This window comes from Microcoleus sp. Pol12B5, from assembly GCF_036701335.1.
Taxonomy (GTDB): Bacteria; Cyanobacteriota; Cyanobacteriia; order Cyanobacteriales; family Microcoleaceae; genus Microcoleus.
The window spans coordinates 1-14,567 of the sequence record NZ_JAUBQQ010000103.1; the positions used below are offsets into that span (position 1 = coordinate 1).

At 43.3% G+C, this 14,567-nt stretch carries 6 protein-coding genes; 3 read left to right on the forward strand and 3 right to left on the reverse strand.

Going from position 1 to position 14,567, the window contains the following annotated elements; genetic code table 11:
* Positions 1-449: 449 nt before the first annotated feature.
* Positions 450-3,521 carry a PAS domain S-box protein gene (locus QUA24_RS25505; protein ID WP_333233075.1) on the forward strand — a complete coding sequence of 1,024 codons (3,072 nt, stop codon included), beginning with the start codon at positions 450-452 and terminating at the stop codon, positions 3,519-3,521.
* Positions 3,522-3,617: 96 nt separating this feature from the next.
* The gene (locus QUA24_RS25510; RefSeq protein WP_333233083.1) at positions 3,618-4,043 is read left to right on the forward strand and encodes a DCC1-like thiol-disulfide oxidoreductase family protein; all 426 of its coding nucleotides are present in this window, start codon (positions 3,618-3,620) and stop codon (positions 4,041-4,043) included.
* Positions 4,044-4,084: 41 nt separating this feature from the next.
* On the opposite strand, the gene QUA24_RS25515 is transcribed toward QUA24_RS25510, so the two are convergent.
* From QUA24_RS25515 to QUA24_RS25525, 3 genes are all read right to left on the reverse strand, one after another.
* Positions 4,085-4,510 carry a hypothetical protein gene (locus QUA24_RS25515; protein ID WP_333233077.1) on the reverse strand — a complete coding sequence of 142 codons (426 nt, stop codon included), beginning with the start codon at positions 4,508-4,510 and terminating at the stop codon, positions 4,085-4,087.
* A 266-nt stretch (positions 4,511-4,776) separates the two neighbouring features.
* Entirely contained in the window at positions 4,777-10,233 is a 5,457-nt protein-coding gene (locus QUA24_RS25520; RefSeq protein WP_333233078.1) for an AAA family ATPase, read from the reverse strand.
* Positions 10,234-10,535: 302 nt separating this feature from the next.
* Complete coding sequence (locus tag QUA24_RS25525) at positions 10,536-12,920, reverse strand: GAF domain-containing protein (protein WP_333233079.1); 2,385 nt, start codon at positions 12,918-12,920, stop codon at positions 10,536-10,538.
* Positions 12,921-13,458: 538 nt separating this feature from the next.
* Here QUA24_RS25525 and QUA24_RS25530 point away from each other — a divergent pair.
* Positions 13,459-14,241 (forward strand): calcium-binding protein, encoded by a 783-nt coding sequence (locus tag QUA24_RS25530; protein WP_333233081.1) that lies wholly within the window; start codon positions 13,459-13,461, stop codon positions 14,239-14,241.
* Positions 14,242-14,567: the final 326 nt, after the last annotated feature.

The following is a 14,567-nucleotide window of genomic DNA, read 5'->3' on the forward strand; positions in this document are numbered from 1 at the left end:
TCTAATTAACTCATAATTTTGCCTGGAATATCATTCTACTATGTATTTGTGTAATTAATTCTGTCTAACTACTTAAACCCGTTAAACTCACACCTACAGCACCATTCTCAATAAGCTTTTTATGGGCGGACTCTTCGGCCCAACCCCTACTCCCCATAAGAAAATGCACTTGTTGTGGAACAGGCCCGAAAGGCCTGTTAAGCGAGAATGGTGTTCGGGGCGTGAGTTAAATCCATTAAATCCGTTACACAATGCCTTTCCGAACTGTTTTCTATATCTATAGCCTTGATTAGCTTTACCTATTACCCGCCCTCAAATTTTCTGAAGGTTCGCAGAACTAATTTTGTACTATATTAGTTTATATCTAATTATTTCGCACATTAAATTCACTTTTTATAGGGTCATCTACTCTACCACTTGCCCCCGCACTCACAAGTGAAAAAAAAACCATGCAAACTTCTTCCAATTCTTCTAAATTTAAGAACGGCGATCACAATAACGAAGACGGCTCATCTTTGTTAAAAAGCGAAGAACGATATAAAAATTTAGTAGCTAATATTCCCGGTGCTGTCTACCGCTGTACCTGCGAGTATACTGACGACGGGGAATTAACACGGACAATGGCGTTTTTGAGCGAGGCTATTCAAGAAATATCAGGCTATCCCTCTTCTGATTTTATCAACGATCGCGTCCGTTCCTTGGCAAGCATTATCCATCCTCAAGACCGGAAAAAGGTGGATGCTACTGTGAAAAAAAGCGTAGCAACCAGAACTTCGTACATCCTTGAATACCGGATTGTCCGGGCGGACGGCGGAATTAGCTGGGTTTACGAAAAAGGCAAAGCTATTTGCTGCGAGGCGGAGCAGGATAGAGGAAAACAAGAAGGACAAGGGGAAATTGAGGGCTTTTTGTCGGCTGTGGTTTCGCCGGTATCCCAGATCGCAAATTCTCTGTATCGGGTTGTCTATCTCGACGGAGTGATTTTGGATATTAGTGAGCGAAAGCGCACTGAAGAAGACCTGCGAAACACTCAAGATTTTCTGAATGCGGTACTGCAAAATCTGCCAGTTAGCGTCTTTATTAAAGATGCTGTGGAACAAAGATTTATTTATTGGAATAAAGCTAGCGAAGAATTGTTTGGCTATTCGAGGGATGAAGTGCTGGGAAACAATGCTGCTGAATTGCTGGAGCCAGAGCAGGCTAATTACTTGCAAGCACAAGATTTAGAATTATTCGCAAGACACAAAGGCGTCGATTTGCCAGAAGAAATCATCCAACTTCCGCGCCGAGGAAAGCGAATTTTGCACACTAAAAAAGTTCCTTTGTTTGACGATTCTGGCGCGCCTAAGTATATTCTGGGTATTGCTCAAGATATTACGGAAAGCAAGAAAACAGAAACAGAATTGTCGCGCTTGGCTATTGTGGCTCAAAAAACGCAAAATGGTGTGATTATTACTGATGCTCAAGGCTGCATTGAATGGGTGAATGAAGGATTTACTCGGATTAGCGGTTACGTGCTGGCAGAAATGCAGGGAAAAAAACCGGGTGATGTGCTGCAAGGCCCTCAAACAGACCCCCTAACTATTGCTCAACTGCGATCGGCTTTGGCAACGGGACAGTTGTTTAATCAGGAAATTTACAATTACAGCAAGGATGGAAAGGGTTATTGGGTGGCGCTTTCCATCGCTCCAATTTTTCAAGAAAATGGGGAACTCGAAGGTTTTATTGCGGTGCAAACTGATATTACCGATCGCAAGCAAGCAGAGGCAACAGTCAGGGAAAGCGAGAGTTATTACCGCTGCATTGTCGAGACAGCTTCGGAGGGTGTTTGGATGTTTGACAGCGAAAGTATCACGACTTTTGCTAACTCTCGGATGGCCGAAATGCTGGGGTATACTGTGGAGGAAATGCTGGGGCGATCACTATTTGAGTTTATTGACGGAGAATCCAGGGAAATAGCAGAAACTTATGTCAAGCGCAGGCGAGAAGGCATTCGCGAACGCCACGATTTTAAGTTTACTCGCAAAGACGGATCTCACTTGTGGGCGATCGTGTCGGCGACACCGATGTTCGACGCTGAGGGCAAATTTTCAGGCGTGTTGCGGATGATTACCGATATTAGCGATCGCAAACAAGCAGAAGCCGAATTGCGCCAAACTCTCAAAGAGTTGGAATTTGAAAAATTTGCTTTGGATCAATCGGCAATTGTCTCGAATACCGACGAATTCGGAGCCATTACCTATGTCAACGATCAATTTTGCGAACAATTTAAATATTCCCGAGAAGAACTGATCGGCAAAACCCACAGACTTGTCAATTCTGGCTATCATTCAGCCGATTTTTTCAAGCAGCTTTGGTCAACCATCCGCCAGGGAAAGGTTTGGCGAGGAGAAATGAAAAATCAAGCTAAAGACGGTACATTATTTTGGTTGGATACTACGATTGTACCTTTCTTAAATACGAACGGCGAACCCCATCAATATGTAGCAATTCGTAAAGATATTACCGATCGCAAACACGCAGAAGAAGCGGTGCAGCTTTCCGAAAGTCAATTGAGGACTAAAAATCAAGAATTGGCAAAAGCCCTGCGGGACGTGCATAAAACTCAAAGTATGATGGTTCAAAATGAAAAAATGGTAAGTTTGGGGCAATTAGTCGCTGGCGTTGCTCACGAAATCAACAATCCAGTTAGCTTTATTTATGGCAACGTCATGCACGCTGACGATTACTTTAAAGACTTGCTAAAAATGCTGCAACTTTACCAGCAGGAATACCCGTACCCAACACCGGCAATTAAGCAAGAAATAAATGATATCGATTTGAATTTCCTGCTCAGGGATTTGCCGAAGCTGTTAAATTCGATGAAAATGGGAGCCGAGCGAATTCGCCAAATTGTGCTGTCACTGAAGAATTTTTCGCGATTAGATGAATCCGAACAAAAACAGGTGGATATTCACGAAGGGATTGAAAGCACTTTGTTGATTTTGCAGCACAGGTTGAAAGAAACGGCAGGGCGTCCTAAAATTGTGCTGCTCAAAGAGTTCGGCAATTTGCCCCGCGTACAGTGTTATGCAGGACAGTTGAATCAGGTTTTTATGAATATTATTGGCAATGCAATTGATGCTTTGGAAGAGGCAATGGAGACTGGACAGTGGGCAGAGGGACAACTGGCGCCTATTCCTTATTGTCCTTCGCCGACGCTGCGGATTTGTACGGATGTAAAATATGAACAGGATGCTTTGATGCAAGCAGATTCTGCTGTTTCTGATGATTCAATGCGGCATCCTTCTCATATTGTGATTCGGATTGCTGACAACGGGCCGGGGATTCCGATAGATGTTCACAAAAGGCTGTTCGATCCGTTTTTTACTACGAAAGAACCTGGTAAAGGTACTGGTTTGGGGCTGTCTATCAGCTATCAAATTGTGGTGGAAAAACACGGCGGGCTGCTTAAGTGCGATTCTGCACCGGGTCAAGGCACGGAATTTGCGATCGAGATTCCTGTAGTCAGTAGTCAGTAGTCAACAGTCAGTAGTCAGTAGTTATTTACTACCAATTACCCATTTCCGATGCCCAATGCCCAATGCCCAATGCCCAATTCTTTATTCCCCATAACCATGAAATATAGCGTAATTTACGACGGCAATTGCAATCTCTGCGTTACCTTGGTACAGTTACTAGAAACCTTAGACCAAGGTCAGAATTTTGAGTATATTCCCATGCAAGATTTAGAGCAATTAAATCGCTTTGGGATTACGTCTCAAGACTGCGAAATGGGGATGATTTTGATAGATGGCAACACCCCAGAACGTCGCTGGCAAGGCAGCGATGCGGCGGAGGAAATCGGACGGATATTGCCTGCTGGCGAGGTGTTTGTGGCTTCTTATCGGGCAATGCCGGGGATGAAGTGGATGGGCGATCGCGTGTACGAACAAGTCCGCGATAACCGCTATACTTTGTTTGGCAAGCGATCGACTACTTACAAATCTGTTTATCCGGTTGGCTGTAGGTCGATCGACAATTGCGATAATAGCAAGGAATAAAGTCTTTACTACAAACAGGAGAGCCGTGAAAACTGAACTCCTCAAAAAGATTGATTAAACAAATCGAATATCTGCTGGCAAAAGTCTTTGAGTTTTTGCGCCGACTCCACCGCAGGTTCGGTTGGGCCGAGAAAATTCCAATTTTCCACAGTAGAAAAGTGCCACTGTTGACCGCTATGATCGTAACCGGCTGCCTCAACTCCGATCGCCCGCCGATATCCTTCCACCGGATCTTGGTAAAATCGGATTTGAATCAAAATGCTGCGGCTTTGCAGCAAGCGGCTTCTACCGGGAAAATGGAAGCCAATGTCGATCGAATCTGGATCTACAAGTTCTCTGGTATCCTGGTCATTCATCCAAGGTTTCAAATCGACTTTTGCATCCGGGAATCCGGACTTGAATAAATTAACAACCGCAGCAATTTTGCTGGCAACTTCTATATTTTTGGCTTGTTCGGCAGCGTTCACTCGAAAAACTCCTATCAAATATAGTTATTACATTTAGCTAATAATGTAACTGCATACTGCCGAATGTAGACTGTGAACAGCGGACTTTTTCAGAAATAATTAGGCATTGACAAATTTTCATATATGTGTTGTGCTGTTTTTATCCGAGTCTCGCTCCCCCTAAATCTCCCTTAAAAAGGGGACTTTGAGCAGGCTCTTGTCCCACCCTTATTAAAGGAGGTTAGGGGGGATCTGCGGGTTTTAAAACACGCCATAGTTCCATAATTTTAATTCAGGGGAAGGGCGAGCGCAAATTCCGAACCTTCTCCCAGCACCGATTCGCAAGTTAGTTTACCGCCGTGGGTTTCTTCCACAATTTGCCTGCTGATAGACAACCCCAAACCCGTACCTTTTCCTACTCCTTTGGTAGTAAATAAATGGTCAAATATTTTCGACTTGAGCTCCGATGACATCCCTTGACCGTTATCTTTGATTTTAATCACCACGCTGTTGCTATCCTCCGAGACTTGAGTGATAATGGCGATCGTATTCGGTAAAGCTTCAATTTCAGCGTAAGTGCGACCCTGATTGAATTCGTCAAAACACTCGATCGCATTTGCCAGCAAATTCATAAATACCTGATTCAGTTGCCCAAAATAACATTTAACTGGCGGGATATCTCCGTATTCTTTGATAATTTTAATCGCGGGGCGAGTATCTTTAGCTTTCAGACGATACTGTAAAATCATCAAAGTGCTGTCGATGCCCTCATGAATATTTGCTGAGACTTTATTCGCACTGTCAGCGCGGGAAAAAGTCCGCAAAGACTTGCTAATATTGCGGATTCGCTCTGTACCTGATTTCATAGATAAAAGCATTTTCGGCAAATCTTCAATCAAATATTCTAAATCAATCTCCGATGCTTTATCCTGTAATTCATCTCCAGGATTAGGAAATTTTTCTTGGTAAAGTTGTAAGCAATCAATCAAATCTAAGCTCGCCTCAGCAGCAGCATCAAGATTGCCCGCAATAAAACCAAGCGGATTGTTAATTTCGTGAGCCACCCCTGCAATCAAGTTGCCGAGAGCCGACATTTTTTCGCTTTGAATCAGTTGCAGTTGCGCCTGTTGCAGTTCATTGAAAGATTTTTCTAACTGTTGAGATTTTTCTTTCTCGCGCGCGTACAAACCAGCATTTTCTACAGCAATAGCAACTTGAGAAATTAACACTTTGAATACTTCTACTCTCTCTGCTGTAAAAGCTCCTACTGTCAAAGCATTTTCTAAATAAATTATTCCGCGCCGCTGAGATTGATAAAGAATCGGCAAACAGAGAATCGATTTGGGTTGATATTTCTGAATGTAGGTATCTACATTAAAAGGTTCGGCGACAGTCGCATTGTCTAAAACCAGATGCTTTTGACTGCGGTGTACGTAATTAATCACAGACAGGGGAACATCTTGACGATTTTCTACGGGAATAGACGGTAAAAGTGTCACTTTATCCTCCGCAAAACTGCCAGTAGCTTCTATGCAGAGAATATCGTTTTTCAGCAGCAGCAGCACTACTTTTTGAGCCGCCGCATTTTCTAAAATAATTTTGATTAATTTGGTCAACAATTTTTCTAGAACAATTTCACTGTTAATGGCTTGCGCCGACTTAATAAAAGTAGCTAAGTCTAATAAATCGCCTAAGCTACTACTGGTAGTATTTCCGGTGGCAGTGCGGGTGACATCGAGACTTGGAGTGGGAATTGTGCGCGTCTGCGCTGCTAAGAAATGATGTGTTGATTCTAAATGTTTAACTTTAGCTATGGCTCCCCAATGGATATATCCATAATAAGCTTTAGTCAGATATGCTTGAGAAACTATCTCTTTACCCAAAGCTTGATAAAATTCTCCTGCTAATTCATAGGCTAATGCTTCCTCTTGAATGTAACCGTTTTTGGCAGCTCCATCAATTGCGCGATCGTACAATTCCATTGCTTGGGTATTTTGCCCCAAAACTCTCGCTGTTTCCGCTGCTACCAAGTCGTATTTGTGTTGATAATTCATCCGAGCATGAACTGCCCATTTTTTCATCTTCTTTTGGTTTTTCAGCACTTTTTCCAAATATTCTTTTTGTTCCCCTTTGCCAGTTGCTGGATACAAAGCGAGGATACTGAGAGAGGAGTAAAAATTATTCAGAGCAACCACATCAAATCCGGCTACAGACTCCTCATGTTTCTCAAATAACCTGGAATTTTCTAATGCTTGCGCGTAGTTTCTGAAGATAAAATTAAGCTGACTTTTGGCATGATAAACCAAACCCACTAAAAAAAAGTTTTTACATTCTATTAAAATGGGGAGCGTTTTAACTTCATTAAATCTCTCACCAACTAAATGACAGGGTTCGACAGCTTGACCGCGCAAATTGAGGGCTGTCTGCCTGCCTATACTTATATAATGTACAGCCATTTCTAGTTGAGATTGCTGCATTAGTTTCATATATTTACCAGTCTCCTGATCCACCAAATCTAGAGAATCTCCTATCGACAGTTTTTTGAAGCAATATGCACCTATAGCATAACCAGCAAATTCCAACTCTCCAGTTTCCATCCCAGTTTTAAAACCTTCTTTGAGATCGTCTAATCCTGACTTGAGATCGGCTTTCCAGTGGTGAATAAAAGAACCAAATGTTGCATAAACTCTACTTTTGATTGAACGGGAGGGAAATTTGTCTAACAGCCTAATTGCCAGTTGACCGAATTGGTATGCCAAACTAATGTCCCCTAGCTTGCACATAACTACGCCATAATAAACGTAGGCAATACTTGCATAAGGCGAATTACCGTATTTAATACACAGCTTGACCATCCTAAATGCCAGCAGCGGTATCAGTGGGGGTTTTGCCTGAATAGCACTGCTGAGAATCCCTGATAAAATCCGCATGGCTGCTTGTTTTTCGGGATCAATCATTTCTGGCAAGTTAGCTAAATCCTCAATTCGTTTCAATCCCAAGCTCAGTTTGGTATTACTCAGTCCCGCCATAATATTGAGCGCGTGGGGATGTTGAGGAAAAGAAATGCCTAACAGTTTCAGGACTTCCAGTCCTGTATTGAGTGCTTCTACCACTCTATTTTGAGCGTTATAAGACTGGATTTGAAGTTCATAAACATTCACTTTTTCCAGTAAGATTTTAGCTTTTTGCAGTACAATATCAACCAGCTTTTTTGAATCTTCATAGTTGATGTTTAAGTATTCAGATTCGGCTGTTGACTCGTAGATTTCTAACGTCAACTCATAGTGACTTTGCCAAGAATCCGCAGGCAAGAGTTCCATAGCAACCCGCAAATACCTAACAGCAGCTTCATAAGCAGCAGCCGCTTTAGCTTTGCGTCCAGCAGTTAAATTTAATTGTGCCAACTGAGTTTTTTCTGACTGTTGGCTAATCGTGTCAACTCCGACATTTAATTGATTGACGATATCAAAGATGTTTTCTTCTAGCTTGTTTGGTGGAGTATTTTGTAACAGTAATTGACCAATTTTTAAATGGGTGGATTGCTTTTGGTCTTCGGGAATTAGCGAATATGCGGCTTGCTGAACGCGATCGTGCAAAAATCTGTAACTAACCCGCGAAGTGTCTAACTTTAGATTAATTGATTCGGCTCGATCGAAAACTAAAGGAATGCGGTAAGCATCGTTCAAGGGTAGAATTAACCCTGCTTGCAAAGCTGAATAAAGTTCAGTTGCTGTAGTATTAGCTGAGTTTTTGCTAACAAGTGACAGCACATCTAGAGCAAATTTATCTCCCACGCAAGCTGCTAGCTTCAACACTTCTTGCGTGGGTGCGGAAAGCTTTTCAATGCGAGAAGCTACCAGTTCCACCACACTTTTATCGGTAATTCCAATGGCTTGGATTTCATCGATACTCCAATACCAGCCGCCTTGACTTCCCTCATTTGGAGTCTGGTTAAAATCAAATCTTAAAAGAGAGTCTTGATAAAGTGCTTGGAGTAGTTGCGTCAAGAAAAAAGGATTACCACCCGTTTTATTCCCGATTAACTCTGCTAGGCAGCTTACTGTTTCTGTGCTACTGTTAAGTGTTTCAGCGACTAACTCAGTCACATTTGCTAAATTCAGCGGTTGCAACATGATATTGTTGACTATGGTACCAGTTTTTTCAATTTCTTCTACAGTCTGAATTAAGGGGTGGGTCGGACTAACTTCATTGTCTCGATAGGCACCGATTAGCAACACATATTCCTGCTCAGGGTCAGTTATCAGTATTTGCATCAACTTTAATGTTGCTGAATCGGCCCACTGCAAATCGTCTAAAAAGATAACTAGGGGGTGTTGTTTTTGGGCGAAAACGCGAATAAATTCTTTGAATACCCGATTGAATCGATTTTGGGATTCTACAGGGGCGAGTTCTGGGACTTCTGGCTGTTTGCCGATGATTAATTCAACTTTGGGAATTACGTCGGCAATTACTTGGCCGTCTGTTCCCACTGCTGTTAAAATTTTAGTGCGCCATATTTCTAATGAAAGTGCGCTTTCTGTTAGCAATTGCCGCAGCAATGAGTTAAATGCTTGGATTAATGAAGCATAAGGAATGTTGCGTTTTAATTGGTCAAATTTGCCGCTGATGAAGTAACCTTTTGACCGGGTGATTGGTTTGCTAACTTCGTTGACTACGGCTGACTTACCGATGCCTGAGTAGCCTGATACTAGCATTAATTCGCTGCTTCCTGATGGCGGCGGATTTTGTTCTAAGGTTGCTGTTTTTTCTAACAAATTGTTGGCTAAACCCGCTCTTACACGTTCAAATGCTGCTAGCAATTCATTAACCTGATTTTCCCGACCGTACAATTTTTGGGGTATTAACAATTGGCTGAGTATATCTAAGCGTCCGGGGATGAAGTCGGCAATTTGTCCCGTGGTTTCTAACTGATGCAAAGATATTTCTAAGTCGGCTAACAATCCGGCCGCACTTTGATATCTATCTTCGGCATTTTTTGCCATCAATTTCATCACTATCTCAGAGATAGCGACAGGTATTTCGGAATTGATTTGATGGGGATATATTGGTTTAACTGCAATGTGACTATAAACTATTTCTAAGGAATCATTGCTGGAGAAAGGTAATTCTCCAGTTAGCATTTCATATAATGTGATACCAAGGGAATAAAAGTCGGTGCGGTAGTCGAGGGTACGGTTCATTCTCCCGGTTTGTTCGGGTGACATATAGGCTAATGTGCCTTCGACTGAGTTGGGATTGTTAAATTGGGGATTTTCTTTGTTGAGTTTTGTAGCAATGCCGAAGTCGGTGAGTTTTACTTGTGTTGTTTGCGAGTTAATTATGATGTTGCTGGGTTTAATATCTTTGTGAATAATGTTCTGAAAATGCAGGTATTGTAAGGCTTTGGCTATTTGGATGGCGATGTTTAAATTTGCTTGCAGGCTCAAGGTTTCTCTTTCCAGCAGTTGGGCGAGGGATTCGCCGCCAAAGTCTTCTAAAACGATTCCTAATCGGTGGTCAAATGTTTCGAGAATGATGGCTTTGACGATTTGTTCGCTGTCTAAATTTTGGCGGATTTGATATTCGTGTTTGAGCCTGGTAATGGCTTCGAGGGTGGGATATTCGGCTTTGAGGACTTTGAGAATTGCTGGGGGCGCGTCTGTCGGTGTTTGTCCGCGATAGATTATTGTTTCGACGCCTTCGTGCAGAGTAGAATTTATTTGGTATTTGGATAAGGTTAACATCACTTAATTTATAAATTACAGGAGCTAATTCTCATTAGCTTAACACTACTTAAACTTAATCTTGTGTGATTCCGATCGTGTATTTGGCGATTCCCAATCACACGGAATATACACTAAGTGAAAATGTGGGCTTGGTCGTTGGTGTCAACAAGCATCTTAAATGTAATCTCGGTCTTGTGTGTGAGTCCCGAATGCTTTCGCTGCAGCGTTGTTCATCGGGATAGGAGCGATCGCACTCTGCGTCAAACAGGAGGAGATGGGAGCGATCGCACTGGGCCTAAAACAGGCAATTGAACGGGTTCTCAATCGCTGACTACTGTAACTTCACAGATAGTAGCAATAGATTCCGGTTCAGGTAAAATACGTACGCGGGCGAATTTTAAACCGCTGACTCCTTGGAGTGATTCTACCATACCAGTCTGAACTTTTGGCTCTACCCAACCTTCGCGAGACAAGTAGCGCAAGTATTGTTGGTACTCTTCCCATTCGTCTTCGGTTGAATAAACTACCGTTAACATTCCTGGCTGGGTAATTCGCTCTTGTGCGTCTTTGTCAACGGCTTTTTCGATCCGCTTTTTGACGAGTTCATAGCGGATGTCGCGAGTGCCTTTGACATCAAACATTTTTTCGGTGTTTTCGTTGTGAAAAATGTCGATCGTCGTATTCTGCACTAAGACTAAATGTGCAAGTTCCATGTTGATTTGAGACTCGGCTTGCAGGCGAAAAACTGTGCGACCACAGTCGCAAATTGCTCGCAGTTGTTCGTACCGCAAACTGTGTAGGTGAAACTGGCTGAATGTGGGGTCGATCGATTTTCCTGCATAAATCATGTGATCGATGCCGTCGGTGCATTCGATGTCGCAGTAGTGGGGCAAAATTTGCTGCATTTTTTCTTGCCAGCGGGCCCAGGTTTCTTGGAGTTTGGTGCTGATTAGGTTCAACATTTGGTCGTAGCGGTTGCGATCGCTGTAAACGCAGTTGTGTTCATTTTCACAGGCTGCCTGGTAAGCTTCAACAGCTTCATGAACCTTGGGCCCGCACTGCACAAAATAGTCAAAATATACTTCTAAATGCTCGTTTAAATACTCGGCGGCTCGCACCTCCATATCGACTGTTACTTTTTGTTTTAAATGCTCGATGTAGTCGAGCAAGTCGAGCCGCAGTTGCGCGCCGAGGTGGGTAGTTTGTGTTTGGCAAACGGCATCAGCTATGGCTAAACCTAAGCGGAATTGCTCGAGCAAATCAGTTTGAATGGCTCGGTTTCTTTCGTCGCTAGAACCGCGAATGTCCGAAATTCCGTACAGTGGATGAACGTCAGCAAATACGATTGTTTCTGGAGGTAGTCCCCAACTTCGCCTTTCTGCTTCTTGGGCGAACCGCCACTCGACTGCGGGGTGGATGTTGTGAATGTTGGTAAACCGCTCCTGGATGGCTTGCCGCAGGGCTGCAATGAAGGCGGGAATGAGTTCTTGGGCGTGCTGAGCGTCAATGCCGTTGAAGTGGTTTGGCCGATCGCACAACAGCCCCACAACACCCAAAATCCGCACCCCGCACCCCTCGCGGGTGACGGATTTGACTACCAGGGGCACCAGCAGCATCGATCGAGTTCCCATTCTCCGCAAAGTTCGATCGCACTCGGTTTCGCACTCCCTACGCAAGTCTGGCACATTCCAAACTTGATTTGCTGCTGTGGCCTTCAAAAAGTGAGAAGCTTCTAGGGAGTGCATTGAATAAAGAATCGGCTGCAAATGTTGGCCGTCTTTTGCAACTAATAGCTGTACTTGTTCGCCGTCGGGGCGCAGCAGCAAAGTGCCGTCAGCATTGAAGAGCGATCGCAAACACCGATCGATTTTCTCAAATTTGTCTGGCCGCAGCATCGAATCTTGATCTATCAATAACTGAGTCAGCCGCCGAATTTGCTCCTGCACGGTGACATCAAAACCTTCTAGCAGCAGCAAGCCTTCTACGCGATAATTATCCAACTGCAATCGATCGGCTAAATTCTCCAGTTGATTCGGCTGCATCAGCCAAGCTTCTCGTTCCGCAACAGGCATTAATCTTAAAGAAATATCCGCAAATTCATCTATTTTTGAGTTAATTCGAGTAATCTTTAACTGTTCCGAACCCAGCCAAAACTCTATAAATCTTGGTTCTCGATGTTTGGGGTTTTTTACACTCGCCGTGACAGGTTCGTCTAGCACCCGTAAACCGTCGATGTCAATTTGATAATATTGCTTAAATACCCAGTGCAAAATGTGGCGACGGTACAATTGTTCTGCTGTTTTGCCCCCCCAATCCTCGAGCAGTTCCAGCAGAGTGAGGTGGGTTTCTGCAAACCAACCGTTGGTAGATTGAGTTGCCAAAGACGTTTCCTCCCAACCCGCCAAGCGACACAATGCCGCGTTAGCATAACGCAGGGCAAAAGTTCCCGGTTCCACTACTGCGATTAAAACGCGGCGGTCGCCAAAAAATTGAAACAATCGCTGTAAATCTTGTTTCCACGTTTTCAAGGGTTCAATTTCTGAAGATTGACTGGGTACTTTGCCCGCCAAAGCTTCCAGTAGCTGTTCTATACTTGGTTCGCTGGGCAGATTGTTACTGTCTGGCTTTGTTGGGACGATATCTGTCACTGGCAGTGATTTTACGGAGTTGTTGTTTTGATGGGAAGAGGATTTAGGAGTAGACATGAGTAAAACACCTGAAAGCAGTGGATTTTGCCAAAGAATATCAGCGATCGGCGATTATGACTTTGTAAAGAGCTTATATCCTGTTTGTAAAGTTTGTGTATGGGTATCGGAAACTGGGTTTTTTCTCGGAGGATGGGCCCAGGGACTTTTACTTTTATTCACAAACAACCTCTCAGTCTCGACGTTATAGGTGATATTAACGTGTTTACTGCCTGGGGGGTAACACCCATTATAAGCGGTAGACTGTAGCGGATAGTGTCAGCAACTAATGCTATTTGACTCAAAGGCGATATCTATAGCAGGTTTGGGTTGAATGAAGCACAGCCCTGGTAATTGGTAATTGGGAATTGGGAATTGGTAACTTATGCGATCGCCTAGCCGAAGTATTGGTAATTTTAATTGACTCTAGACCAGCCGATTGCTTATCATTAATTGAGGAAATAAAAGTTGCAGCCAAAATTCCAACATACTTGCTATTTGGTAAGGAAATAATTAAAATGTATAATACAGGTAACAGGATTTTTGAAAGGACATACTTATGGCTTTAACGGTTAACAATCTCATTGCCGATGTGACGGGATTCCCTGTATTTGCTGGGGGCGGTCCACGTCTTTTGGGATTCGCTACACCCGATGAGATTAACGTAGGGAATGGAAATTTGTCGTCTTTTCCCTGGGGAGTTTGGGGACTGGACGGCAACGATACTATAGGAGGTTCATCCGATTCCAACGAACGTCTGTTAGGAAATAACGGCAATGATATTATCGGTGGTGGTGGCGGCAATGACATAATTTACGGCGGGAAAGAGGACGATCTTCTGGATGGAAATGATGGCAACGACGTAGTTAGGGGCGACGCCGGAAATGACCTTATCTTCGGAGGGTTCGGGAACGATATCCTGCGGGGAGGGCAAGGAGACGACGATTTATTCGGCAATGAGGGCAACGATTTCTTAGCGGGCGATCGGGGAGTTGACGTGCTCACGGGAGGCCTCGGTGCTGATATATTTGTGCTCAGAAGCAACGATGAAGCATTTGGTATAAATGGAGCCGATGTCATTACCGATTTTAACTTCGACGAGGGCGATCGTATCGGTTTGACTGACGGTTTAACAGAACTAGACCTTTTCTTTGAAGACGACAATTTGATTGCTTACGATAACGACGGAATTATCAACGACATGGTGATTGAAAACATAATTAATGGACAAATTGTGGGGGTAGTTTTAAATACCAACAGCTTTGAACTTACGGGTGCATTTGAACAAGCGAGTCCGTTTGCATTGGCAGTTAATGGTTCTCAATTCCAGTTTTTAGCTTAGTTCCGGGTAGGGGACACAGCAGTACCGTGTCCCCTACAGATAGCGGGCAATCTATCTATACGTAACCGTACTTTGCAAAATTGATATTAAAACAGTTCTTCCTTTAAATGTTTTTTAGGCTAATCTAAAAGTAGAAATTAAAAATCGGGGAATGTAAGTAGTAGTTTTGAATTAATTACACAATATTTCTACTGAAACCCTTGCCTAGCAAGGAGTCTTTATGTAATTAATTTTGTGTGGTTACTTATATATAGCGTTTCTCAGTCAAATGAGGTACATTTTTAGAGCTAAAATCCTTAATGGATAAGGATTGGTTGTACCTGATC

What these genes read in the sequence shown, in the direction of transcription:
- QUA24_RS25505 (WP_333233075.1), top strand. Translation starts at nt 450, where the DNA reads ATGCAAACTTCTTCCAATTCTTCTAAATTTAAGAACGGCGATCACAAT.
- QUA24_RS25510 (WP_333233083.1), top strand. Translation starts at nt 3,618, where the DNA reads ATGAAATATAGCGTAATTTACGACGGCAATTGCAATCTCTGCGTTACC.
- QUA24_RS25520 (WP_333233078.1), bottom strand. Translation starts at nt 10,233, where the DNA reads ATGTTAACCTTATCCAAATACCAAATAAATTCTACTCTGCACGAAGGC.
- QUA24_RS25525 (WP_333233079.1), bottom strand. Translation starts at nt 12,920, where the DNA reads ATGTCTACTCCTAAATCCTCTTCCCATCAAAACAACAACTCCGTAAAA.
- QUA24_RS25530 (WP_333233081.1), top strand. Translation starts at nt 13,459, where the DNA reads ATGGCTTTAACGGTTAACAATCTCATTGCCGATGTGACGGGATTCCCT.